Source organism: Brevibacterium picturae (genome assembly GCF_900105045.1).
Classification (GTDB): Bacteria; Actinomycetota; Actinomycetes; order Actinomycetales; family Brevibacteriaceae; genus Brevibacterium; species Brevibacterium picturae.
In genome coordinates, this window is the sequence record NZ_LT629739.1 from 4,235,756 (window position 1) to 4,259,959 (window position 24,204).

At 64.2% G+C, this 24,204-nt stretch carries 24 protein-coding genes and 1 tRNA gene; 16 read left to right on the top strand and 9 right to left on the bottom strand.

All coding sequences use genetic code 11. The features are described 5' to 3' along the window. The first annotated feature begins 159 nt into the window (after positions 1 to 159). Together BLT92_RS19290 and metX are read left to right on the top strand one after the other, a co-directional pair. Positions 160 to 1,482, top strand: a complete 1,323-nt coding sequence (locus tag BLT92_RS19290; protein ID WP_092109649.1) for an O-acetylhomoserine aminocarboxypropyltransferase/cysteine synthase family protein — start codon at positions 160 to 162, stop codon at positions 1,480 to 1,482. A gap of 1 nt (position 1,483) precedes the next feature. Further along, positions 1,484 to 2,518: a homoserine O-acetyltransferase MetX gene (gene metX, locus BLT92_RS19295; RefSeq protein WP_092108263.1), complete on the top strand. Its 1,035-nt coding sequence runs from the start codon at positions 1,484 to 1,486 to the stop codon at positions 2,516 to 2,518. 108 nt (positions 2,519 to 2,626) lie between these two features. Here the strand turns inward: metX and BLT92_RS19300 are convergent, their stop codons facing one another. Continuing rightward, positions 2,627 to 4,693 carry an acyl-CoA dehydrogenase family protein gene (locus tag BLT92_RS19300; protein WP_092108265.1) on the bottom strand — a complete coding sequence of 689 codons (2,067 nt, stop codon included), beginning with the start codon at positions 4,691 to 4,693 and terminating at the stop codon, positions 2,627 to 2,629. Beyond that, positions 4,690 to 5,277 carry a TetR/AcrR family transcriptional regulator gene (locus BLT92_RS19305; protein ID WP_092108267.1) on the bottom strand — a complete coding sequence of 196 codons (588 nt, stop codon included), beginning with the start codon at positions 5,275 to 5,277 and terminating at the stop codon, positions 4,690 to 4,692. Before BLT92_RS19305 ends, BLT92_RS19300 begins: the two co-directional genes overlap by 4 nt. Positions 5,278 to 5,335: 58 nt before the next feature. Here BLT92_RS19305 and BLT92_RS19310 point away from each other — a divergent pair, with 58 nt between their 5' ends. From BLT92_RS19310 to BLT92_RS19330, 5 genes are all read left to right on the top strand, one after another. Further along, positions 5,336 to 6,625 carry an acetyl-CoA C-acetyltransferase gene (locus tag BLT92_RS19310; RefSeq protein ID WP_092108269.1) on the top strand — a complete coding sequence of 430 codons (1,290 nt, stop codon included), beginning with the start codon at positions 5,336 to 5,338 and terminating at the stop codon, positions 6,623 to 6,625. Then, on the top strand, positions 6,622 to 7,974 hold the full coding sequence (locus BLT92_RS19315) for a 3-oxoacyl-ACP reductase (RefSeq protein WP_092108271.1): 1,353 nt from the start codon (positions 6,622 to 6,624) through the stop codon (positions 7,972 to 7,974). The genes BLT92_RS19310 and BLT92_RS19315 overlap by 4 nt, the downstream gene beginning before the upstream one ends. After that, positions 7,971 to 8,822 (top strand): MaoC family dehydratase, encoded by an 852-nt coding sequence (locus BLT92_RS19320; protein WP_231938921.1) that lies wholly within the window; start codon positions 7,971 to 7,973, stop codon positions 8,820 to 8,822. Before BLT92_RS19315 ends, BLT92_RS19320 begins: the two co-directional genes overlap by 4 nt. Positions 8,823 to 8,954: 132 nt before the next feature. Further along, positions 8,955 to 9,042: transfer RNA gene (locus tag BLT92_RS19325), tRNA-Leu, on the top strand. Positions 9,043 to 9,226: 184 nt separating this feature from the next. Next, positions 9,227 to 10,534, top strand: a complete 1,308-nt coding sequence (locus BLT92_RS19330; protein WP_092108273.1) for a M20/M25/M40 family metallo-hydrolase — start codon at positions 9,227 to 9,229, stop codon at positions 10,532 to 10,534. Here the strand turns inward: BLT92_RS19330 and BLT92_RS19335 are convergent. Next, entirely contained in the window at positions 10,488 to 11,465 is a 978-nt protein-coding gene (locus tag BLT92_RS19335) for a DMT family transporter (RefSeq protein WP_092108275.1), read from the bottom strand. The genes BLT92_RS19330 and BLT92_RS19335 overlap by 47 nt on opposite strands. Positions 11,466 to 11,475: 10 nt before the next feature. Further along, positions 11,476 to 11,679, bottom strand: a complete 204-nt coding sequence (locus tag BLT92_RS19340; protein ID WP_231938922.1) for a DUF5703 family protein — start codon at positions 11,677 to 11,679, stop codon at positions 11,476 to 11,478. Positions 11,680 to 11,716: 37 nt separating this feature from the next. On the opposite strand from BLT92_RS19340, the gene BLT92_RS19345 reads away from it, so the two are divergent. Then, positions 11,717 to 12,421, top strand: a complete 705-nt coding sequence (locus tag BLT92_RS19345; RefSeq protein ID WP_092108279.1) for a histidine phosphatase family protein — start codon at positions 11,717 to 11,719, stop codon at positions 12,419 to 12,421. 74 nt (positions 12,422 to 12,495) lie between these two features. Here BLT92_RS19345 and BLT92_RS19350 read toward each other — a convergent pair whose 3' ends face one another. Next, positions 12,496 to 13,329, bottom strand: a complete 834-nt coding sequence (locus BLT92_RS19350) for an undecaprenyl-diphosphate phosphatase (RefSeq protein ID WP_092108281.1) — start codon at positions 13,327 to 13,329, stop codon at positions 12,496 to 12,498. Positions 13,330 to 13,398: 69 nt separating this feature from the next. Here BLT92_RS19350 and BLT92_RS19355 point away from each other — a divergent pair, with 69 nt between their 5' ends. Further along, positions 13,399 to 14,301, top strand: coding sequence for an aldo/keto reductase (locus BLT92_RS19355; RefSeq protein WP_092108283.1), 903 nt, complete (start codon positions 13,399 to 13,401; stop codon positions 14,299 to 14,301). A gap of 41 nt (positions 14,302 to 14,342) precedes the next feature. Here BLT92_RS19355 and BLT92_RS19360 read toward each other — a convergent pair whose 3' ends face one another. Continuing rightward, positions 14,343 to 14,624: a hypothetical protein gene (locus BLT92_RS19360; RefSeq protein ID WP_092108285.1), complete on the bottom strand. Its 282-nt coding sequence runs from the start codon at positions 14,622 to 14,624 to the stop codon at positions 14,343 to 14,345. Between the two features lie 57 nt (positions 14,625 to 14,681). Between BLT92_RS19360 and BLT92_RS19365 the strand changes: the two genes are divergently transcribed. Genes BLT92_RS19365 through mshC form a run of 3 tightly spaced genes read left to right on the top strand, consistent with a single transcriptional unit; the run spans position 14,682 to position 17,385 of the window. Continuing rightward, complete coding sequence (locus tag BLT92_RS19365; protein WP_092108287.1) at positions 14,682 to 15,245, top strand: DUF3090 domain-containing protein; 564 nt, start codon at positions 14,682 to 14,684, stop codon at positions 15,243 to 15,245. Positions 15,246 to 15,252: 7 nt separating this feature from the next. Beyond that, positions 15,253 to 16,065 carry an SCO1664 family protein gene (locus BLT92_RS19370; RefSeq protein ID WP_092108289.1) on the top strand — a complete coding sequence of 271 codons (813 nt, stop codon included), beginning with the start codon at positions 15,253 to 15,255 and terminating at the stop codon, positions 16,063 to 16,065. A 60-nt stretch (positions 16,066 to 16,125) separates the two neighbouring features. Continuing rightward, positions 16,126 to 17,385: a cysteine--1-D-myo-inosityl 2-amino-2-deoxy-alpha-D-glucopyranoside ligase gene (gene mshC, locus BLT92_RS19375; RefSeq protein ID WP_092108291.1), complete on the top strand. Its 1,260-nt coding sequence runs from the start codon at positions 16,126 to 16,128 to the stop codon at positions 17,383 to 17,385. Here the strand turns inward: mshC and BLT92_RS19380 are convergent, their stop codons facing one another. Continuing rightward, positions 17,386 to 18,216: a proteasome assembly chaperone family protein gene (locus BLT92_RS19380; protein WP_092108293.1), complete on the bottom strand. Its 831-nt coding sequence runs from the start codon at positions 18,214 to 18,216 to the stop codon at positions 17,386 to 17,388. It lies immediately after the preceding gene. Positions 18,217 to 18,238: 22 nt separating this feature from the next. Here BLT92_RS19380 and BLT92_RS19385 point away from each other — a divergent pair, with 22 nt between their 5' ends. Next, entirely contained in the window at positions 18,239 to 18,898 is a 660-nt protein-coding gene (locus BLT92_RS19385; protein ID WP_231938923.1) for an HAD family hydrolase, read from the top strand. Here the strand turns inward: BLT92_RS19385 and BLT92_RS19390 are convergent. Beyond that, positions 18,876 to 19,685, bottom strand: coding sequence for a RecB family exonuclease (locus tag BLT92_RS19390; RefSeq protein WP_092108297.1), 810 nt, complete (start codon positions 19,683 to 19,685; stop codon positions 18,876 to 18,878). The two genes, BLT92_RS19385 and BLT92_RS19390, sit on opposite strands and share 23 nt — an antisense overlap. A gap of 106 nt (positions 19,686 to 19,791) precedes the next feature. On the opposite strand from BLT92_RS19390, the gene BLT92_RS19395 reads away from it, so the two are divergent. Genes BLT92_RS19395 through arc form a run of 3 tightly spaced genes read left to right on the top strand, consistent with a single transcriptional unit; the run spans position 19,792 to position 23,715 of the window. Next, positions 19,792 to 20,952, top strand: a complete 1,161-nt coding sequence (locus BLT92_RS19395; protein ID WP_092108299.1) for a site-2 protease family protein — start codon at positions 19,792 to 19,794, stop codon at positions 20,950 to 20,952. Positions 20,953 to 20,998: 46 nt separating this feature from the next. Continuing rightward, positions 20,999 to 22,066, top strand: coding sequence for a tRNA (adenine-N1)-methyltransferase (locus BLT92_RS19400; protein WP_092108301.1), 1,068 nt, complete (start codon positions 20,999 to 21,001; stop codon positions 22,064 to 22,066). Further along, on the top strand, positions 22,063 to 23,715 hold the full coding sequence (gene arc / locus BLT92_RS19405) for a proteasome ATPase (protein ID WP_092108303.1): 1,653 nt from the start codon (positions 22,063 to 22,065) through the stop codon (positions 23,713 to 23,715). Before BLT92_RS19400 ends, arc begins: the two co-directional genes overlap by 4 nt. An 80-nt stretch (positions 23,716 to 23,795) precedes the next feature. Here arc and BLT92_RS19410 read toward each other — a convergent pair whose 3' ends face one another. Beyond that, complete coding sequence (locus BLT92_RS19410; protein WP_092108305.1) at positions 23,796 to 24,200, bottom strand: DUF3054 domain-containing protein; 405 nt, start codon at positions 24,198 to 24,200, stop codon at positions 23,796 to 23,798. Positions 24,201 to 24,204: the final 4 nt, after the last annotated feature.

Below are 24,204 nucleotides of genomic sequence, written 5' to 3' on the forward strand. Positions count from 1 at the left end.
ATGACGAAACTGAGCGGCGCGGATGACGAAACATGACGCCAAGTGACACGAACATGACGAGTTCGCATGCGCACAGCCTGCGAGTCGAAGACAGTGGACACATCACAATCACTCGCGCGGACGACCACGGGCGAATCAGCCGTACCCGAAGGAGACACCATGACTCAGTCATTCGACACCCGTCAGATCCATGCCGGTCAGACACCGGACCCGACCACCGGGTCCCGTGCCCTGCCCATCCACCAGACCACCTCGTTCGTCTTCGACAGCAATGAGACGGCGGCGAACCGCTTCGCCCTCAGCGAGCTCGGCCCCATCTACACCCGCATCACCAACCCGACCACCGAGGTCGTCGAGAACCGCATCGCCGATCTCGAAGGTGGAGTCCACGCCGTGCTCACAGCATCGGGACAGTCGGCAGCACTGCTGGCGATCACGAACATCGCCGAGGCCGGTGACCACATCGTGGCCAGCTCCAGCCTCTACGGCGGCACCTACAACCTGCTGCATGTCACACTGCGCAAGCTCGGCATCGACACCACCTTCGTCGACGTCGACGACCTCGAGGCCTGGAAGAATGCGACCCAGGACAACACGAAGCTCTTCTTCGCCGAGGTTGTCTCAAACCCCCGCTCCGACGTCCTTGACATCACAGCCGTGGCCGACATCGCCCACCAGGCAGGTGTTCCGCTCTTCACCGACAACACCCTGGCCACCCCTTACCTGGTGCGTCCGATCGAGCACGGCGCCGACGTCGTCGTCCACTCCGCCACGAAGTACCTCGGCGGTCACGGCAACTCGATCGCCGGTGTCGTCGTCGACAGCGGAAACTTCGACTACGGAACACAGCCGGAGAAGTTCCCCGGCTTCAACGAACCGGACGAGTCCTACAACGGTCTCGTCTACGCCCGCGACCTCGGTGCCGATTCGCCGTTCGGTGCCAACGTCTCCTTCGGCCTCAAGGCCCGTGTGCAGGGTCTGCGCGACCTCGGACCAGCAGCCAGCCCGTTCAACGCCTTCCTCATCGCCCAGGGACTCGAGACGCTGAGCCTGCGCATCGACCGCCATGTCGACAACGCGAACAAGGTTGCCACCTACCTCGAAAACCACGAGCAGGTCAGCCGGGTCGCCTTCGCCGGACTCGAGTCCAGCCCCTGGCACGACAAGGCCGAGAAGTACCTGCCCAATGGTGTCGGATCGGTTCTGGCCTTCGACATCGCCGGTGGCTACGATGCCGCTGTGGCCTTCGTCGATGCGCTCGAACTCCACTCACACGTGGCCAACATCGGTGACGTCCGCTCCCTGGTCATCCACCCGGCGTCGACGACTCACTCGCAGCTGGGCGAAGAGGCACAGGTCGCCGCCGGCGTGAACCCGGCTCTCGTGCGTCTGTCCGTGGGCCTTGAAGGCATCGACGACATCATCGCCGATATCGACAAGGGCTTCGCCGCTGCTGCAGCGAACGCGTCGGCCGCCGCCTGACATGCCCACCCAGAGCACCTCCGTCGAGCGAATTCTGGGCTTCGTCACAGAATCCGGACACACGTTCGGAACTGTCGAGGTCGCCTACGAAACCTTCGGCACACTCAATGCCGACCGCAGCAATGCGGTCCTGGTCGAACACGCCCTGACCGGCGACACCCACGTCACCGAATGGTGGGCAGGGGTCGTCGGTCCCGGCGAGGCGATCGACACGAACGAATACTTCGTGGTGTGTGCGAATTCGCTCGGCGGGTGCTCGGGAACCACCGGACCCCAGTCGCTCTACGATGACGGACTGCCCTATGGGTCCAGGTTCCCCGCAGTCACGATCCGCGATATGGCCCGCCTGGAGCACAATCTCGCTCAGATACTTGGAATCGATTTCTGGCATGCCGTCATCGGCGGATCGATGGGCGGAGCCAGAGCCCTCGAATTCGCACTCCTCGATAAGCGCAAGGTGAACAAGTGCGCGATCATCGCTGCACCGGCCTTCTGCGAAGCCGATCAGATCGCCTGGGCGATGATGCAGGAACGCGCGATCGAACTCGACCCCGACTACTACTCCGGTGACTACACCGCAGTTGGTCGCTTCCCCGCCCAGGGCCTGGGCCTGGCACGCCAGATCGCCCATCTGACCTACCGCAATGATGCGGAGCTCAATCACCGGTTCTCCAGTCGACGCAGATCGCCTGACTACTACGAGGTCACCTCGTACCTCGACCACCAGGCGAAGAAGCTCACCGCCCGTTTCGACCCGCACAGCTACGTCGTCCTCTCCCGCGCACTGCGCGACCACGACGTGCGCATCGGGCGCTCACCTGACATGGCCACCTCGTTGGCCGAAAGCTGCACCGACAACCTCGTCGTCTCGGTTTCCTCGGATCGCCTGTTCCCACCCGCTCAGGTCGAACTGCTCGCGCAGAACCTGCCTGGAGCGGTGAACCACCACGTCATCGAATCCGCCGTCGGCCATGACGGCTTCCTCACGGAGACCGCCGCGATCTCATCGGCGCTGAGGGACTTCCTCAGCGCCTGATCGCCTTCCGGCACGGGAGAGGGCACGGGGAGAAGGCGAGCACAGCAGAACGTGAGAGGGCCGTGCGGCTGATCAGCCGCACGGCCTTCTCACTGACTGTCGAGACCTCTAGCTTCCGGACTTCGCCTTGCGGCCGTCCTTCTCAGCGGCCTTCCGTGCCGCCTTCGCAGCCTTGCGCAGCTGCTTCTCCGGGACCGCATAGTCTTCCTGGGCACGGGAATGGCGGTAGTAGTCGGCGGCTTCGGTCTGTCTCTCGGCCTCAACGCCTGTCGCAATCGTGGCGCGGCGGTGATCATCGCCGTAACCAAAGGCATCCACCAGGTCCACAGCATTGGCGGACAGCTTCGCACACAGGCGGTTGAGCGTCTCATTGAGCTGACGTGCGCGCAGCATGGGCAAGCGACCATACATGAGGTGCCAGCCGACGTGCTTCTCGATGAGACTGAGTCCGTAGGTATCCCGCAATCGCCGGAACAGCTTGTTCTGGTCAGGGTCGGTCTGGTCCTTCATCGCCTCATCGAGGGCCTTCCACTTCTCCAGCTCGACGTAGGCGCGCGCCATCTCGATGAATTCGTGCTGATTGGAGTTGAACAGGTCCGCGGCATCGGCCGCCGACATCTTCATCGCCGGGCGTAGAGCCTGGGCGAGTCCGGAGACCATGACCTCGAGCCTGGTTTCGAGCAGTGAGCGCTGCAGGCGACCCGATCGGATCCTCTTCTCGCCGAGGTTCGGGGTGAATACGTCGGAGATTGCGAGCCCCGCATTTGCCAATCCGGTGCGGTAGAGCGTGTGCTCGGCCGCCTGAGTGCCGATGTAGCGGGCTGCCCCGCCGACGTCGATATTGGCGAATTCCTTCGCATAGTCACCGAGGAGGCGCTTGGCCGCCAGCTGCAGGAGGACAGTGTTGTCGCCTTCGAACGTGGCATAGATGTCGAGGTCGGCGCGCAGTCCCACGAGACGGTTCTCGGCCATGTAGCCGGCCCCGCCACAGGCCTCCCGGCATTCTTGGATGACGTCGAGGGCCATCCATGTCGTGTCAGCCTTGAATGCCGCGGCGCGGGTTTCGAGCAGGGCGCGATTCTCCTCGCTGCCGTCGGCACCGGAGAAGACTTCCTCGAAGGAGGTGAGCAGCTTGTCGTGGGCGAAGGCCGAGGCATAGACCGAGGCGATGGCCGGCATCAGACGGCGCTGATGTTGCTGATAGTCCAAGAGGGTGGTCTCGTTGATGTCGTCGACGGTGGTGAACTGTTTGCGCTCGAGTCCGTAGCGCACGGCGATGTCGAGGGCCAGCTTCGAGGCCACGATGGCGGCACCGTCGAGGGAGACCCGCCCCTGGACCAGGGTTCCGAGCATCGTGAAGAAACGACGACCCGGGGAATCGATGGGGGAGGAGTATTCGCCTGCCGCAGTCACGGCACCGTAGCGGTCGAGGAGGTTGAACCGGGGAATGTGCACCTGGTCGAAGGCGATCCGTCCGTTGTCGACGCCCTTGAGGCCGCCCTTGTAGCCGTCGTCCTCGGTGCTGATGCCCGGCAGGGTCTGGCCGTCCTCATCGCGGATCGGCACGAAGAACGCGTGCACACCATGGTTGACGCCACCGGTGATGAGCTGGGCGAAGACCACCGCAGCGCGTGCGTCCCGCGCGGCGCTGCCGATGAACTCTTTGGTCGCGGCGCGGAAAGGGGTGTCGATGACGAACTCCTCATCCTCGGCCACATAGGTCGCCGTGGTGCCGACCGCAGCCACATCGGAACCGTGTCCGATCTCCGTCATCGCGAACGAGCCCAACAGCTCGCCGCTCTGTGCGGCCAACAGCCAGGCATCGTGCTGTTCGGGATTGCCCAGGTGCAAGATCGCGCCGCCGAAGAGTCCGAACTGGACACCGGCCTTGACCTGGAGGCTGGGCGAAGCGGTGACGGTCTCTTCGAACGCGGCAATGTTCGCCGCATGCTCATTACGGCCGCCCAGAGATTCCGGCAGGCTGAGCTTCGGCAGGCCGGTGTCCGCCATGAGTCCGACACTGGTGAGTGTCTTCGCCCGGGCAGTCTCGAGGTCATCGGCCGGATCTTCGTGGGTGGTCTCATCGAGCGCCAGGGACCGGCCCTGGCGTCGTGCCGCGGCCCACCGTCCGTCGAGGACGGTGTTGATCGCCTGTGGATCAAGGGAAAGCTTCATTCGTCTACTCCTAGTTTTGCGGGCAGTGAGGCCCAGAGCCATTGACTGATTGCGGTGGCGAACTCATCGGGGTGACCGGGATCGGCCAGCCAGTTCTCGGTTGCGGCACGCACGAATCCGATTGCGCCCGCTGCCCACAGCTGCCCCTGTGATCCCTCGAGTTCGAGGCGGTCGGCAAGGAGCCCGGCGATCGAGTTGAAGAACCCGCCCGTCTCGGTGGGTGCGAAACGATTGACTGCGGTGTCGCAGAATCGGTAGATGTTCGGTGATTCGGCGGCGAGCGCGACGAAGGCGCGGGTCATTTCGGTCAGTGCCTCCTGCGCCGAGGCTGCTGTTGCGTCGTCGAGTGACTTGGAGATGACATCCATCGCCCATTCGCCCATCGCCGCCTGCAGCCCGGCGCGGTCCGTGAAGTACCGGTAGAGGACAGACTTCGTCGTGCCCGAATGCTCCGAGATCTGCTCCATCGACAATTCGTCGCCGTGCACGTCGACGACATGCCGGACCGCGCGCAGCAACTCCCGACGCCTCAGGTCGCGGTGCTGCTGCCACCGAGTGGACCGACCGTCTGTGAGCGATTTCATGTGACAGACAGTATCAGGTACTGTCGGTAACAGTTAAATCCATATATCGGAGGTGCAAATGTCCACTCCCACCCAGCGCGCCGTCATCCTCGGCGGCAACCGCATTCCGTTCGCCCGTTCGAACAAGCAGTACTCCAAGGCGAGCAATCTCGATATGCTCACGAGCGCTCTCGACGGACTCGTGGCTCGCTTCGGCCTGGCCGGTGAGAACATCGGTGAAGTTGCCGGAGGCGCTGTCCTCAAGCATTCGAAGGACTTCAACCTCACCCGTGAGGCCGTCCTCGGTTCGGCCTTGGCGCCCACGACTCCCGCATTCGACGTCGGGCAGGCCTGCGCCACCGGCCTCGAGACCGTGGTCAGCCTCAACAACAAGATCAACGCCGGTCAGCTCGAGTCGGGCATCGCTTCGGGCGTCGACTCGGCCTCGGATGCTCCCATCGTCGTCAACGATTCGATGCGCGAGATCCTGCTCGAGCTCACCCGGGCGAAGACCCTGGCCCAGCGCGCGAAGATCGCCGCGCAGATCCGCCCCGCCTACCTGGCTCCTCAGGCGCCGTCGACGGCTGAGCCGCGTACGGGTATGAGTATGGGCGAGCATCAGGCGATCACCACGGCCCAGTGGCAGATCACCCGTGAGGCCCAGGATGAACTGGCCGTGGCCTCGCACCGCAATCTCGCCCGTGCCTGGGACGAGGGGTTCTTCGATGACCTCTCGACCCCGTACCTGGGTGTCAGCCGCGACACGAACATGCGCCCGGATTCGTCGCCCGAATCGCTGGCCAAGCTCTCGCCCGTTTTCGGCAAGAAGCTGAGTTCTGCGGCGACGATGACTGCCGGCAACTCGACTCCACTGACCGACGGAGCCTCCTCCGTCCTCCTGGGCAGTGAGGACTGGGCGAACGAACACGGTTTCACCCCCTTGGCCCGCCTCATCGACGCAGAAGCCGGCGCGGTCGACTTCGTCGACGGGTCCGAGGGACTGCTCATGGCCCCGGCCTATGCGGTCCCACGCCTGCTGGCACGCAATGGCCTGACCTTCGAGGACTTCGACGTCTTCGAGATCCACGAAGCCTTCGCCTCGACCGTGCTCAGTCACCTGGCGGCTTGGGAATCGGAGAAGTTCTGCCGTGACAAGGTCGGCCTCGACGGGGCGTTGGGGTCGATCGACCGCGCCAAGCTCAACCCGCTCGGTTCGAGCCTTGCGGCCGGACACCCGTTCGCCGCGACCGGTGGACGCATCATCGCCTCCACCGCCAAGTACCTCAAGCTCACCGGCAAGAAGAGGTCGTTGGTCTCGATCTGCGCAGCAGGCGGCCAGGGACTCACTGCGATTGTGGAGGCAGCATGAAAGACACCTACCTGGACTTGGTCAACGGCCCTCTGAAGCAGGTCGCGAAGAAACTCGGCCTGCCTCAGCCGGTCGAACTGCACCGCTTCGACTCGACTCCGGCGGACTATCGCCGGAAACCGGTCCTCGTACTCGGCTCCGGACCCGAGGCACAGAAACTGGCCGATCTGCTCCTGGACAACGGGCTCGAAGTTCGACGCCACGCCAGCTCAGGTGAGTCGCTGCGGGCCATCATCGCCGTCTTCGACGAGGCAGCCGCCCCCGGTGACCTGTCGGAGACCGTGCTCGAGATCGGGACCGCCCTGCGATCACTGGCCCGCTGCGGCCGTGTCATCACCGTCTCGGCAGCCCCGAATCCGAAGGAGCAGAGCCCCGAACTCGCGGCGACGACCCAGGGCATCACAGGCCTGACCCGCTCCATGGCTCATGAGATGCGCGCGGGAGCGACCGCCAACGGGATCCTCCTCGACAACGTCGATGTGCAGGCACCCTCCGTGGCCAGCACACTGTGGTTCCTGCTCTCAGGCAAATCGGCCTATGTTTCGGGACAGTTCATCACCGTCTCCTCCTCGGCCGGCACTCCGATCGGGATGCGGGAATTCCTGTCGACTGGAGATGCCGGTCCGCTCGCGGGCCGCACCGCCGTCGTGACCGGTGCCGCCCGCGGAATCGGCGCGGCCATCGCACGCAACCTGGCCCGTGACGGGGCTCACGTTCTCGGCGTCGATATGCCCCAGGCCGGACAGGCCCTGGCCGAGGTGATGAACGAGGTCGGTGGCCGATCCCTGCAGCTCGACATCACCACTGAGACCGCGGCGGAGAAGATCGCCGAGGCGCTCGGAGGTCCGGTCGACATCATCGTTCACAACGCCGGAATCACCCGGGACAAGATGTTGGCGAACATGGATGCTTCCCGCTGGGATTCCGTCATCGCCGTCAACCTCGCCTCCCAGGCTCGCATCAATTCTCACCTGCGGGACAAGGATCTCTTCGCCGAGGGAGCCCAGGTGGTATCACTGGCCTCGACCTCGGGCATCGCAGGCAACCGCGGGCAGACGAACTATGCGACCTCGAAGGCCGGTGTCATCGGACTCACGGCCGCCTCGGCGCCCGACTTCGCCAAGCGCGGCGGCACGATCAACGCTGTCGCACCCGGCTTCATCGAAACCGATATGACCGCGAAGATGCCGACCCTGACCCGGCAGGTCGCACGTCGCCTCTCCAGCCTCCAACAGGGCGGGCAGCCCGTCGACGTGGCCGAGACCATCGGGTTCCTCGCCTCGGCGGGGGCCAGAGGCATCAACGGATCGACCCTGCGGGTCTGCGGCCAGAACATGGTGGGTGCATGATGGCGAAGGAATCGATGCTGCCGCTCTACGCAAAGGCCGTGCTCAAGGCCCTGCCGCTGGGGACCCGCACGAGCCCGGATCTGCCCACCCGCGCCCTCGATCGCAGCATGCCGATCGAGGCCGATGCCTACGCCGGATTCACTACCGTCATCGGTGCAGGACTGGGCAACATCGTCCACCCGGGCTACCTGCACGTCCTCGCCTTTCCGCTGAGCATCCAGCTGCTCAGTGACCCCGAGGTACCGCTGCCGATGATGGGCATGGTCCACATCCACAACAGGATCGACAGCCTCGGCGCCGTGCACGTCGGTGACAGCGTCGACTTCCATGTGGAGCTGGCCGGTCCGTTCCAGCATCCGTCTGGAACCACGATCGAGGTCATCGTCGCGGCGAAGGTCGACGGTGTGGCCAAGATGCGGGAGACGACGACCTATCTGGCCAAGGGCAAGAAGCTGCCCAACGCAGAGCCCAAACCGCAACCGCCCCGGGAGGAGTTCGCAGCTCCCAGCCCGAGCGCACTGTGGCGGCTCGATCCGATCATCGGCCAGCGCTACGCCCACGCCTCGGGTGACTACAATCCGATCCATCTCAACGGGTTGGCAGCGAAGGGCTTCGGGTTCCCGCGGCTCATCGCCCACGGAATGTACGGTGCATCACGGGCCCTGTCCGCGGTCGATACGAGGCTGGAGTCCTACCGCTGGGACGTGTCCTTCGCGAAGCCGGTGCTGCTGCCGTCGACAGTCGGGTTCGCCATCACCGAAGGGCAGCGTCATGAGGCTGCGAAGTTCGCCGTATTCGACCTCAGATCCGGTAAACCGCACATCCTCTCCGAGGTCTCAGAGCTGTGAGCATGAGGCGCGAATGAGCGTGTGCAAGCGGTTGCGATGACCCGTCCAAATGCAGTCGAGTGCCGTGCGTCACAATCGGCCGATCTGATTTTGCACGGCCGAAAGTCGCGTGTAAAGTAATCTCTGTTGCCAGCGCGAGTGGCGGAATTGGTAGACGCGCTAGCTTGAGGTGCTAGTGCCCAACTTATCGGGCGTGGGGGTTCAAGTCCCCCTTCGCGCACAACAGAGGAAATGCCCTCCGGATCTGATCCGGAGGGCATTTTGCATTCACTCCCGGGCCTGTCGGCGAGGGTTACCCCGACGGGCGGGGACGGTCCGGTCGGTGGGCGTCAGGGACGACTCGCACCCAGTTGCTATAACGTGGATCGCGTCAGCAGATTTCCATCGAACCGACGGGAGACACCGTGTACGATTTCAGCGCCGCCGAGGCAGAGGTCACGTCACTGTGCCAGCAGCTCATTCGCATCGACACTCAGAATTGGGGAGGCAACAAGGTCAACCCCGAACGGCCGGCGGCCGACCTCATCGCCGCTTGGTTCGACGAGGTGGGCCTGAGATCGACGATTCACGAATCCGCGCCCGGCAGGGCCTCCTTGGTGGCACGAATCGACGGCACCGATCCTGGGGCTGACGCCCTCGTCGTCCACGGCCACACCGACGTGGTCCCTGCCGCCGCCGAGGACTGGAGCGTCGATCCTTTCGCCGGCGTCATCAAGGACGAACTGCTGTGGGGTAGGGGAGCCGTCGACATGAAGGACATGGACGCGATGATCATCGCTGCCGTCCGCGACATGCTCCGCCAGGGTCTGCGCCCCCGCCGTGACCTGATCATCGCCTTCTTCGCCGACGAGGAAGCCGGTGGCAACTACGGAGCCAGATATATGGTCCGCAACCACCCGGAGCTCTTCGCCGGAGCCACAGAGGCGATCTCCGAAGTCGGCGGCTACTCCGTCGACGTCCGCGGCCAGCGGGTCTACCTCGTCCAGACCGCTGAGAAGGGCCTCGCCTGGCTCAACCTCATCGCGCACGGAACTGCGGGCCACGGCTCCCAGCGCAATGATGACAACCCGGTCACCCGGCTCGCCGCAGCCATCGCCCGCATCGGCGAGCATCCCTGGCCACAGGAGATCCCGGTCGCGACCCGGCAGCTGCTCGAGGGCGTTGCCGAGATCACCGGCATCGAGTTCCGGGCCGATACGGTCGGTGAACTGCTCGCTGAGCTCGGCTCCGTCGAGAAGTTCGTCGCCCCGACCCTGCAGAACACCTCGAACCCGTCATTCCTCAACGCCGGCTACAAGCACAATGTCATTCCGGGCACGGCCACGGCCTACGTCGACTGCCGTACCCTTCCGGGCCAACACGAGGACGTGATGCTCAAGATCAAGGAGCTGGCGGGGGAGGGTATCGACATCGAGGCCAACGACGAGGGAGACGCGCTGGAGGCGCCCTTCGACACCCCACTGGTCGCGCAGATGCGCAAGAGCCTGCTCGATGATGATCCCACCGCGAAGGTTCTGCCCTACACGCTCTCCGGCGGCACGGACAACAAGTCCATGGCGGAGCTGGGCATCACCGGATATGGATTCGCGCCGCTGCAGCTGACGGGGGATCTCGACTTCCCGGCGATGTTCCACGGCGTCGATGAGCGGGTGCCGATCTCTGCCCTCAAGTTCGGGGCGAGGGTCTTGGGCGATTTCCTGATGAAGGCATAATCGTGATCGCGATCCCGGCGAGCACCAGGGCGGCGCTGATGACCGTCGTGGGGCTCACCAGGGATCCGGGCATGGGCAGCAGGAGGTCGAGCAGCAGCGCACCGAGGAGATTTCCGAACAGCGAGAACAGGCTGAGCAACAGCACGCCGAGCTTCGCCACTGTCAGTGCGGTCAGCCCGATGAAGATCACCCCGAAGGCTCCGCCGAGCAGCATCCACCACTGAGGGGGTTCCGTCGGGAAGCCGGCCCAGGTCACTCCGGAGGCCATGATGATCCCAGCGGCCACGAGCAGGGCGAGGAACCCGACGGCGAAGTTCACCGTCGTGGCGACGATGACCGAGTTTGTGGCGGCCTTGATCCGGCCGTTGAACGCCTGCTGGACAGACGTCAGCGCGCCCGAGACGAACGGCAGGAGCAGGGCCCAGAGCGGGACGCCGAGGGTGAATCTCTCCGAGGCGCCGTAGACCAGGGCGGCGATGACGACGAGCACTCCGAAGACCCGGAGGAATGTCAGACGCTGCCTGCCGCCCGGCGGCAGGCGTGTGGAGTCGACGGCGAGGCCGCCGGTCACCTGCCCCGAGACGAACGCCATGGTGAACATCGCGACTCCCATGATGGGCACCGTCGAGGCCTGAGCGATGACGACGAGGCCACCGCTGAGACCGCCGAGCAGCATCCACCACGGCATCGCTTGGGTGCGGATCAAGCGGATCAGTGCCCGGGCGCCGCTCCGAGAGCGGGAAGAGCACAGCAGTGTCGTGCCCACGAGGAGGAGTCCAATGAGGAACGAGATGAGTGCGGCGAAGACAGAGTGGCCCAGGACCGGGCCGAGCAGACCGTTCGCGCGACCCTGGAGGGACATGGCACCGCCGGCCGCGATGGTGACGAGGCCGGCGAAGAGGACAGGGAGAAGCGCGGCGGGTGACTTCACAGGGACGTAGTCAGCTGTTCAGCGTCAGTGGCATGATCTTGCGGCGCAGCCAGACGGTCTTGGTGCCTCCCACGGTAATCCGGGTCCGGGCCAGCTCCCACTTGCCGTATTCGGCCTGGTCATTGAGCTCCTGGAGACTGACCGAGCGGGGCACATCCTTGGAGAACGAGACTTTGCGGAACTCATAGGTCATCGTCGGACGCTGACGTTTCATAGGCCCACTGTAAACGATCTGGGCTAGTGTTGACGGTATGCCCGTCATCGTTCTCCTCCGGCACGGCGTCTCCAGCGCGAATACGGCAGGGATCCTCGCCGGTCGCGCTCCTGGCGTGTCGCTGACAGATCAGGGTGCCAGCGCGCTTCGCGACACCCTGCGGATGCTCCCGCAGCGGCATTTCTCCCGCCTGCTGCATTCCCCGCTCCTGCGGTGTGAACAGACAGCCCGAATCGCGGAGTCAACACTCGACATCGACCGCGTCGAAGCCGTCGACGAGCTCATCGAACTCGACTACGGCGAATGGACCGGGCGGAGCCTGAAGGAGCTCGGCAGCGAAGAGCTGTGGAAGACCGTCGTCGACCAGGCTTCGCAGGCGCGCTTCCCCGGTGGAGAATCCATCGCCGAGGCGGCTGACCGTGCCGTGTCACATGTGAGATCGCTCGTCGACGAGCTCCGCACCGCCGAACGCGATGACGAGGAACAGCGGGCGAAGCACCACGGTGAGAGCAAGGGCAAGGGCCCGCGGTGGGCGATGCTCGTCTCCCACGGGGACATCATCAAGGCCATCATCGCGAATGCGCTGGCCATGCCGCTCGACGATTTCCAGCGCATCAGCGCCGCCCCGGGCTCATTCTCCGTCATCGACTTCTCGGGGCCACGGCCGGTGCTGACCGCGATGTCGGTCACCGCCGCCGGACTCTCCGAGGGCGGCGTGCCCGGCGGGGGCGGCCTCCGCTGAGACCTGCGCTGGGCAGACTGGCCAGCGCCGAGGCCGGCCCGCGATGGGGCACGGCTGCGTCAGGCCATGCCAAATCAGGTCGCCGCGAGCACCCCCGTGCCGAGGAGGACGTAGAGCACGCTTCCCAACGCCACGCGGTACCAGACGAAGAGAGCGAAGGACTTCGTCTTGACGTAGCCGAGGAACCAGTGGATGACGAGCAGCCCGAGTCCGAAGGCAATGATCGTGGCCAGGATCGTGGGTCCCCAGCCGATGACCATATCCTCGCTGCCGATCGTCTGGAAGACAGAGTAGAAGCCCGACCCCAGAACCGCCGGAATGGCGAGCAGGAAAGAGTACCGAGCGGCGGCGGGACGGTCGAAGCCCATGAAACGGCCGGCCATGATTGTGCCACCCGAACGCGACACGCCCGGAACGAGTGCCAACGCCTGAGCGAGACCGTAGACGATGCCCTGTCCCCAGGTCATATCCTCGAGGGTGCGCTCGCTCTTGCCCACCCAGTCGGCGAGACCGATCATGAGACCGAAGACGATGAGCATGGTTGCGGTGATCCACAGACTGCGCAGGGCGCCCTCGATCGCGTCCTGGAACAGCAGGCCGAGGATGACGATCGGAATCGAACCGACGATGATCAGCCAGCCCAGTCGGACCTCGGGATCCTTGCGATCGTGCTTGCCGACCAGCGCCTTGCACCACTTGGAGATGATCGAGACGATATCTCGCCAGAAGTAGACGACGACAGCGGCCTCGGTGCCGATCTGAATGATCGCAGTGAAGAACGCACCCGGATCCTGGCCCGGCAGCATGAACTCACCAACGATGCGCACGTGTGCCGAGGATGAGATCGGCAGAAATTCCGTCAGTGCCTGAACGATGCCGAGCACTGCGGCGACCAACCAGTCGTACATGCGTCTCCTTGAGAAAGCGGTGTGGGAACGAAACCACGGTAGTCGCCGAATCAGGTAACCTCAACAACCATGAAGCAACAACGCCTCGGCAACACCGGTCTTGATGTCAGCGATGTGGGTCTCGGCACATTCGAGTGGGGACACCGGGTCGACGTTCCGGTCGCACAGCGGCTCGTCGATGACTACGTCGCCGCTGGTGGGAACCTCATCGAGCTTCCCACCAGCGGAGTGCACGCGGCCGGAGTGCTGTCTCAGCTGACTCTTCCTGAGCAGATCATGCTGGTTGCCCGAGTGGGCGTGTCCATGAGTGAGTCATCCCACATCGAGGTGGGCCTGGGCCGGGCTCGCATCCTCAGCCAGGTGGATGCGCTGCTCAGCGCCACCGGTCGCTCCCACATTGACGTGCTCATCCTCGATGTCTTCGATCCCGAGGTGGACAGAGCAGAGACCGCCTCGGCGATCGATACCCTGCTCACATTGGGCAAGATCCGCTACGTCGGCGTGTCCCATCATGCCGGTTGGGAGTTGGCGGAGATGCGCGGAGCAGGAGTGCCGATCGCCTGCGCCATCGCCGAATACTCCCTGTTGAACAGGGAGGCAGAGGACGATCTGCTTCCTGCCGCGAACTACGCGGGCGTTGGTCTGATCGCCGGTGCCGGCCTGGGCAGGGGAGTGCTGAGTGACAAGTATCGGAGCGGAACCCCACAGGACTCACGCTTCGCCGCAGGCGAACTCTCCGACTATGTCGGTGCCTATCTCGATGAACGATCGACTCGGGTGCTGGCAGGAGTCCGCAAAGCCGCAGCGGCACTGGGCGTGACCGCCGCCGACATCGCGCTGGCCTTCAACAGGTATCAGGGTGTGGCGTCTTCGCTGGTCTCTGCCCGCACGCCTGAACAGCTGGCTCAGGTGCTCGGCAGCGACGTCGACCTGGAACCCGAGATCGCCGAGGTGCTCGACCAGATATCCTGAGAGTTCAGGATTCCTGAAGCCTCAGCCGTTTCGGGAAGACCTCAGTCGTCCTCGTCATCGTCGTCGACGGAGAAGTCACCGTCGAGCTCGTTGTCCTCATCGTCCTCTTTGGCGTCTTCGACATCGTCGAAGAGTTCGAACGGAGTGACCTCGTCATACGCGGTGTAGATCGCGTCTTCGTAGATTTCGAAGGCATCGGCCAAGGCCATGTAGGCGGCTTCGACACGAGGATCTTGGTCTCCATTGCGGTGTGCGGATGCAGCGAAGTGTTCTCCCACTGCTTCGAGGAATGCGTCCAGGGCCTCACGAGGATCAGTGCTCATGACTCAAATGTATCCCAGTGAAGTCGGACATGTAAGTCTTTGAACTAGGCTGAAGCCATGGCAGCTTTGTACGACCACCCCACACCAGAGCGATTCGTCGTCGGCACGATCGGTCTGCCCGGCGAGCGCACGTTCCTTCTGCAGGCGAAATCAGGAACCGCTCTGACCACAGTGGTGGTGGAGAAGGAGCAGGTCGAGATCCTCGCTGATCGGGTCACTGAACTCCTCGATATGGTCATGGTCAAGGACCCTGCGGCGCGAGTGCCCCAGTCTGCGATCGACGAACGCATCGACAATGCCGGCCTCAACGTTCCGATCGAACCCGAATTCCGAGTCGGCACCATGAGCCTGGGCTGGGACACGGTCGCCCATGAACTCGTGGTCGAATGCTTCGAACTCACCGAAGAGGATGCTCAGACGGGCACCTCGGCGGAACCTGACGACGATGAGGTCGAACGTGACGTGCTACGCATCGTCCTCGACGCCGCCGGCTCTCGTGAGTTCGCCCGCCGGGCCGATCAGGTCGTGTCCGCCGGTCGGGGCGACTGCCCCTTTTGCTCGCTGCCGCTGGAGCCCGAGGGGCACCTGTGCCCCCGTGCCAACGGCATCGCGCGTGTGTGACGAAGTCATGCACTCAGCTTTCGCCCGACAAGCCCTGGAACAGGGATCCTGCACCGTGATGGGAGCGATCCCGCGGGCCAGCAACGACACCCGTCTCGTGGTCGTCGACCATGCCGGCACGCACCTCAAAGCCGTGTACAAACCGGCATCGGGAGAGCGGCCGCTGGCAGATTTTCCACCTCATTCCCTATCGCTGCGCGAGGTGGCCTCCTACCGCCTCAGCGCCCACCTCGACCTCAACGTGGTCCCGCCGACAGTCCTGCGCGGTGATCTGGGAGCCGGGCCCGGATCCCTCCAGGCCTATGTCGAGGACTCCGGCGACGACGACGCCGTCACGCTCACCGGGGTCGACGGCATCCCGGCCGATCACACCCCGATGTTCGCTCTGCGCACCGAGGACGGCACAGACCTGGTGCTGTCCCACGACGCCCGTGACGGGCTTCGGGCGATCGCCTTCTTCGACCTGCTCGCAAACAACGCCGACCGCAAGGCGGGCCACATCATCACCGGAAGCTACGTGCCGGGCAGCGGCCCGAGCAGCATCGGCACCTACGGCATCGACAACGGTCTGTCCTTCCACGCCGAGGAGAAGGTGCGCACCGTTCTGTGGGGTTTCTCTCGTTCGTCGTTCAGGGTCGAGGAGCTCGACGCCCTCGACGAGGTGGCTCGAATGTCGACGGAGCTGCGTTCGGTGCTCGATGACTGTCTGGAAGACACCGAGATCGAGAGCCTGCGCGACCGCGCCGAGCAGTTGGCAGAGGCCGGCTCCTTCCCCGAACCGCCCGAAGATCGGACCGTCATTCCCTGGCCGCCGATCTAGGAAGAGCAGCGCTGGAGACCGGAGGTGCCGTTCTGCTATGACTCGGTTAGGCTGGTCTGCGTGAAGTCATGGTCCGAACCTCAGCTACCCCGCCTCACCAGCTCCGGAAAGGTGCCGACAGTTTTCGACACCGGCACTCGGAGCCCACGCAGACTCAAAGGGCGTGACCAGGCGGCCGGTCTCTATGTATGTGGAATTACCCCGTACGACGCCACCCACCTCGGTCACGCGGCGACCTATGTCGCCTTCGACCTGCTCAACCGGGTATGGCGCGACGCGGGCCTCGACGTCGTCTATGTGCAGAACACGACCGACGTCGATGACCCGCTGCTCGAACGCGCCGCTGCCACAGGAGTCGACTGGCAGGAGCTCGCCGAATCGCAGATCGAGCTGTTCCGGCAGGACATGAGCGCACTGCGCGTGCTTCCGCCGCAGAGCTACATCGGCGTCGTCGAGTCGGTCGAGCAGATCGTCACAGCGGTCGAGGACCTCGTCGAATCGCGAGCCGCCTACACACTCGACAACGGAGATGTGTACTACCGGGTCTCGACCCCGATCCATCCGGCTTTCGGCAGCGTGAGCCACGATGACCGGGCCACGATGGCCAAGCTCTCCGCCGAACGCGGCGGCGACCCGGAGACACCCGGCAAGGACAACGAGATCGATCCTCTGCTGTGGAAGGCCGCACGCGAGGGCGAACCGTCCTGGGACGGCGGGAAGCTCGGCCCAGGTCGCCCCGGTTGGCACATCGAATGCACCGTCATCGCCAACAACCATGCAGGACTGCCCGTTGACGTTCAGGGCGGCGGCAGCGACCTCGTGTTCCCGCACCACGAAATGAGCGCAGCACATGCGGCGGCGTGGAAGCAGACGCCGCTGGCCCGGACCTATATGCACACAGGCATGGTCGGCTACCAGGGCGAGAAGATGAGCAAGTCGAAGGGCAACCTCGTCCTCGTCTCAAAGCTGCGCGAACAGGGCGTCGACCCGATGGTGATTCGCACAGTGCTGCTGTCGAACCACTATCGCAGCGACTGGATGTTCACCGACGATCTACTCGAATCTGCTTCGGCGCGACTGCAGGCCTGGAAGCATGCGGCAATGTGCGAGGCCGAATGCCGGGAGGGGCTGCGCGGACACATCATCGGTCTGCTGCGCGAATCTCTGGCCGATGACCTCGACAGTCCCCGCGCCTTGGGCATCCTCGACGAATGGGCCGAACACTATGCGGACTCGCCCGCGGCCGAGACCGCGCCGGTCTGCGGTGATCGGGTCGCCGATGCCGTCGATGCCCTCCTCGGCATCGACCTGCACGCCTGACTACCTTTCGCGGCCGCGTTTGCGCAGGTAGCGCTCGAATTCGGCGGCGATCGCATCGCCGCTGGCTTCGGGCAGCTCCGTGGAGTCATTGAGCTGCTCGAGTCCCTTGAGTAGCTCGACGAGGTGCGGGTTGAGAGCAACCAGCTCATCGGCACCGAGTTCCCAGGCCCGGCTCTCCTCCTCGAGGATGGGGATGTCGATCTCGAGACCCGTGTGCTTCTCCACTGCTGAGGCCAAGGCCAGTTCCGCCTTGGGCGAGGGGGAGTCGGTGAGGTAGTCGGGCACACCCACCCACAGGTTGATCGCATGCAGGCCTCTCCTGTCGCATTCGACGCCGAGGAGGCCGAGGATGCCGATCGGGCCCGCATAGCCGTTGACCTCGATGCCCAGATCCGCGGCCAGCGATGCATCCTCGGTGTTCGCGACGACGGGCAGAGGTCGCGTGTGCGGTACCTCCGCATGCAGACCTCCGAGCAGGACCACACGATCGGCGGCGGTGACCTCGGAGAGGATGAGGGAGAGGAATTCACGCCATTTCAGTCCAGGCTCGTGTCCCTGGATGACGGTGACCGGCGTGCCCAGACGCTGCCCGCGGTGGACTTCGATTCCCGGCCACGCAATTGCGGCCCGACCCGTTTCGTCCCGAACGATCTCAGGCTCTGAGAATCTGAACTCGTAGAAGCCGTCGGTGTCCAAGATCTCACTGTCGCCGAGTCCCCATGCCTCGATGAGATCCTTGACCAGTGAACTGGCGGCCTCGGAGGCATCCGCGTCCTGTCCTTCGAAGGCGATGAACACGAGTGCCCCGGACCCTGATGGAAGAAAAGTCATGGTTCAAGATTACGCTGGAATCATGACGAATCCTGCCGCAGTCCTCTGGGACATGGACGGAACTCTGGTCGATACGGAACCGTATTGGATCAGAGCCGAGACCGAACTGATGAACGCACACGGAATCGCCTGGAGCGAAGAGCAGGGCTTGGAGTTCGTGGGCAACGATCTGCTCACCTCTGCAGCGATGATGCAGGACGCCGGACTCGACCTGCCGGCGGCGGTCATTGTCGATACGCTGCTGAACGAGGTCGTGGACAAGATCGAGGAGGCAGTGCCGTTTCGACCCGGGGCCCTTGAGTTCCTTGATGCGATCGTCACCGCCGGCATCCCGTGCGTGATGGTCACGATGTCCTACCGTCGGCTCGCCGAGGCTGTCATTGCGGCATGCCCGGCCCACAGTTTCGTCGGGCTCGTCTCCGGGGATGAGGTCAGCGTCGGCAAACCCGACCCCGAGCCTTACCTGAAAGGTGCGGCGCTGCTCGGCCTGGAGCCGGGTGCCTGCGTGGCTCTCGAAGACTCACGGCCCGGTCTGGCCAGCGCGGAGGCAGCTGGAACCATCGCCATCGGCGTGCCGCACCTGGTCGACCTCGAGGAGCGCCCAGGTCGGATCCTGTGGTCCAGCCTGGAAGGACGCTCCGTTGCCGACCTGGGGGAACTCACGCCCCGACTATCCGTGTGATCTCCGGTGTCGGCGGGGGAGTGTTGCCCCACGCCGGACACAGCGGTTTGAAGGTGCACCAATTGCACAACGGTGACTTCTTCGGACGCCAGCGATCGGCCTCGGCGGAGGCGATGATGTCCTTCCAGATCGACTCGATCTCGAATTGAGTGCGTTCGATGTCACCCATCGTGGGATGGGACTTGAGGATGGACTGCGATCCCAGGTACATGAGCTGGAGCGTGTGCACGAGCTCACCCGTGAGGCGATATTCGACGAGGGCGTAGAAGCCCATCTGGAAATTCGCTTCCCGCCCGTACTGCGGTTTGGGCTGCTTACCGGTCTTATAGTCGACGAGACGCTTCTCCCCGCCGGGGGCGACATCGACGCGATCGATGAAGCCACGCAGCTCGAGTCCGTTGTCGAGTTGCGTGCGGACGTACTTCTCCGTCTGATCGGGTTCCAGGTGCTCAGGGAATTCGAGTGTGAAGTAGGCGCGCAGCAGTTTGCCGGCGGTTGTGAAGAATGTCTCCTGCTCTCGCTCATCGTCGAAGATCGCGAGCACGTCGGGGTCCTTTTCGACGAGTTCGTTCCAACTGGGACGCAACAGCGACTCGGCGACATCCTGTGTTCGCTGTGCAGCGGGTAAGGCGAAGAGCTTCTCGAGCACAGAATGGACGACGGTTCCTCTGAAAGCGGCCTGGGAGGGCGGTTCCGGCAGCTTGTCGATGCTGCGGAAGCGGAATTTCAAGGGACATTGTACGAAGTCGTTGGCCCGTGAGGGCGAAAGACTGATCAGCTCGGCCATGGAACCACTCTAACGACTTGGTCTGACACGACGCGTCAGAGCGTCTTGGACACCGTGTCGCTGTTAGGCTGAGTAGACCCAACCCCAAGCAAGAGGAACTCCTTCGATGGCCGCGAAAAATCACCAGACTGGTGCCTCTTCGGGCTTGCGCCTGGGGACTGTTCTCGGCGCCCCGGTGATCCTGGCCTGGTCCTGGTTCCTGGCCGCCATCGTCATCACGATCCTGTTCGCCCCGTGGCTGAACACTGTCCGACCCGACCTCGGTGTCTGGGCCTGGTTCGTGGCATTCGCGTATGCGGTTCTGCTGTTCGCCTCTGTCTTTCTCCACGAGCTGGCACATGGTGTCGCCGGACAGTTCTACGGGCTCAAGGTTGCCGCGATCGAGCTCAACATCTGGGGAGGATTCACCCGGTTCGAGCCTCAGGCCGACAACCCGCGTGACAAGGCTGCGCTCACCAGCTTCGTCATCTCCATCGTCGGCCCGATCGTCAACATCGTCCTCGCGCTGCTGGGCTGGTGGTGCCTGAGCGCGGTCTCGCCGACTTCGGTTCCGTGGCTTCTGCTCATCGCGGTCACCTTCGCCAACGTCGCACTCGGCGCGATCAACCTGCTGCCGGGCATTCCGCTCGACGGCGGATGGGCGCTGCAGGCCCTGATGTGGAGACTCACGGGATCGCAGTACCTGGGTACGATCGTCGCCAGCTGGGTCGGTCGGGTCATCGCCGTCGGCTTCATCGGCTGGTCGGTCATCACCCCGCTGCTGGCAGGAGAGCGGCCCGACCCGCTGACAGTGGCGTGGATGTCGCTGATCGCCATCATGCTCTGGTTCTCCGCCGGGGACGCCGCGACCCATGCGAAACGGGCCCGGAAGATGGAGACCTATGACCTTTCACAGGTGATTCAGCCCGCCATCGCCGCAACCTGGGATGCGGATATCGCGGACACACTCGATTTCGCGAACACGCTGGGCCACGCGAAGGAGCGCACCCTCATCGTCGTCCTCGATCAGAAGGGCCTGCCCTACGGCCTCGTCGACAGGCACGCCGCGGCCGGCCGTTTGGCCGAGTCCTTGGATCAGGTCCCTGCCGGAGAGGTCGCCCGGCCCCTGGCCGGATGGATCGGCGTGCCGAAGGACATCACCGCTCCACATCTGCTCGAGTCGCTGACCCACCGCCCCAAAGCGCAGTTCAGCCTGGTCATGGACGAGAACACCCTCGTGGGCGTGATCGACCTGCAGGAATTCTTCGACGAGCTTCTCGCAGCCTGAGCCAGGTGTGCTGAGACACTTCTCATCAGCGTAGAGTGGACGCATCATGACTGAGGCAAGCCACACCGAACCCCGTCGGGCCCTGAAGTCCGGCGAGAAGATTCAGCTCACCGACCCCAAGGGCCGAATGCACACGATCGTGCTGGCTCCCGGAGAGCTGTTCCACACCCACAAGGGGCTGGTCGAACACGACGACATCATCGGCCGCACCGAGGGCATCATCGTGTCGAACACCGGGGGCATCGACTTCCAAGTCTTCCGACCACGATATGAGGACTTCGTTCTCTCCATGCCCCGCGGGGCGGCGGTCGTCTACCCCAAGGATTCCGGGCTCATCGTCACTCTCGGCGACATCTTCCCCGGCGCGGTGGTCGTCGAAGCAGGCGTCGGCTCCGGAGCGCTGTCCATGGCTCTGCTGAGGGCAGCGGGCCCGAAAGGAACGGTCCACTCCTTCGAGCTCCGCGAGGAGTTCGCCACCATCGCTGCAGGCAATATCGCAGACTTCTTCGACGGTCGCCCCGACAACTGGTCGGTCACCGTGGGAGACCTCTCCGAAGAGCTGCCACAGGCCTATGAGCCCGGCACCGTCGACCGAGTCGTCCTCGACATGCTCACACCATGGAACACATTGGACGCGGTCAGCGGTGCACTGGCTCCTGGGGGAGTCGTCATCGCCTACGTGGCCACCGTCCCTCAGCTCTCTCGCTTCGTGGAGGCACTGCGGGCCACAGAATCCTTCAGCGAACCCCAGTCGATGGAGGCCATGATCCGAGGCTGGCACGTCGACGGACTCGCCGTGCGCCCCGACCACCGCATGATCGCCCACACCGGATTCCTGGTCATCGCCCGCCGTATGGCTCCCGGAGTTCCACCGCTGGAGAAGAAGAAGCGCCCCCAGGGCACTCCTGCAGCGACCGAGGACGTCGAGGCGTGGACGAAGCCGGAAGTCACCGATGAAGCCGTCGGAGCCAGAGTCGCACAGGGAAAGAAATTGCGCCGCGTCATGCGTGAGGCAGGAAAGCGGTTGGACCAAGAAGTGCCGACTCCAGAGTCGAACAGCTCAGAGTCGCACGGCTCAGAGTCGAAGACCCCAGGGTCGAAGGAGGACCAATGACCGAGACCACGCCCGAAGCAAAACGTCAGCGCGAGGACACTGCGGCATTGCGCCAACAGCTCTTCAGCGCCGGGAAACGCAACGAAGCCCTGTCGAAGACCCTGCGCACAGCTCGGGACGAGCTGAACAGGATCAAGGAGGAGGCCCGTCGGCTGACGGAACCGCCCAACAACTGGGGCACCCTCATCGCCCTCGGCGAGAACGGACTGACCGCCGATGTCATCGTCGGCGGGCGCAGAATGCGCGTCGCCGTCGGCCCCGAGGTGGATCCTGCGCAGCTGCGGGCCGGCACCGACGTGCTGCTCTCGGAGGGCCTCGTCATCATCGGGACCGGTTCCTTCGCGCCCGTCGGTTCGGTCGTCAACGTGCGCGAGTTCGTCGACGACACCCGCATCCTCGTCGGCGCACCCGGAGATGACGAGCAGGTCTACGTCCTCGGCGAGGATCTCATCGACGCCGGCCTGCGCGTCGGGGACGCCGTGGTCGTCGACACCCGCACCCACTATGCCCTCCAGGTCGTCGAGAAGCCCGAAGTCTCCTCGCTGCTGCTCGAAGAGGTCCCGGACATCACCTACTCCGACATCGGAGGACTGGCCGATCAGATCGGCCAGATCAAGGACGCAGTGGAACTGCCCTTCGAACATCCGCAGCTCTACACCGAACACGGCCTCAAACCGCCGAAGGGAATCCTGCTCTACGGCCCTCCCGGCTGCGGCAAGACCCTGATCGCGAAGGCCGTGGCGAACTCTTTGGCCGACCGGACCGGCGCTGGGCAGTCCCGCAAGACATACTTCCTCAACATCAAGGGCCCCGAGCTGCTCGACAAATACGTCGGCGAGACCGAACGTCAGCTGCGTCTCATCTTCGCCCGGGCCAGAGAGAAGGCCTCGGCCGGATTCCCCGTCGTCGTCTTCTTCGACGAGATGGAGTCCCTGTTTCGTACCCGCGGTACGGGCAAGTCCTCGGATGTGGAGACGACGATCGTGCCGCAGCTGCTGACCGAGATCGACGGTGTCGAGAAGCTCGACAATGTCATCGTCATCGGCGCATCGAACCGCGAGGACCTCATCGACCCCGCCATTCTGCGTCCGGGACGCCTCGATGTGAAGATCCGCATCGAACGCCCCGATGTTGAGGCGGCTCGCGACATCTACGAGAAGTACCTCACCGCCGAACTGCCCCTGCACTCGAGTGTGCTGTCAGGGCATGAGACCCCCGCCGAGGCGGTCTCGGCTCTGATCTCGTTCTGTGTCGATCGGATGTATGCCTCGTCGCCGGAGAACGAATTCGTCGAAGTCACCTATGCCGACGGGACGAAGGAAGTCCTGCACTTCGCGGACTTCGCCTCCGGAGCCATGATCCACAACATCGTGGACCGGGCCAAGAAGAGTGCGATCAAATCGCTGCTGGAGACCGGCGAACGTGGTCTGCAGCCCAAGCACTTCGAAGAGGCCATCGCCGAGGAATTCAGCGAGCACGAAGATCTGCCCAATACGACGAACCCCGACGAATGGGCGCGGATCTCCGGTCGCAAGGGGGAGCGGGTGACTCATCTGCGCATGATGCACCTGGACACCACCCGTGGTGCACCTGCGGTGCCGCTCGAAACGGACATCGCCGAGGTGTATCCGAACTCAGACCTCGTCTGATGCAGTCCGACCAGGTCTGGTCCGATCAGACCTGGTCCGTGATACTGGCCGGCTCAGCGGCCTCTGTCACGGTCTCCGGTTCAGCGGCTGCGTCGACGAGCGGTGGAGCCGCCGGCCACGGCCGTGGCGATGATCCGCCATCCGACCAAGGTGATGAGATTGAGGCTCGTGGCCACGATCATGAAACTCACCGGCACCTGACCCGGGTCGCCTCCGGCGCCGGTGATGCCGCGGATGACGAGCCCGACCAGGATGGTGACCGCCCAGACCGCGGTTCCCGTGGCCAGCGGTGCGATCGGACGATCCCAGACCGCTGCCAGCAGCCAGGCGATACAGAGGCCGACCAGGAACGGCCACGCTGTGGTCAGAAGCCCCTGGGGATCAAAATTATGAGAATGTGTGTAATGACCGATGATGGTGAATAGGACGACCAGAACGAGGTCGACGATCAACGCGATCGGGAGATGAGATTTCTTCGCAGCCACGTCC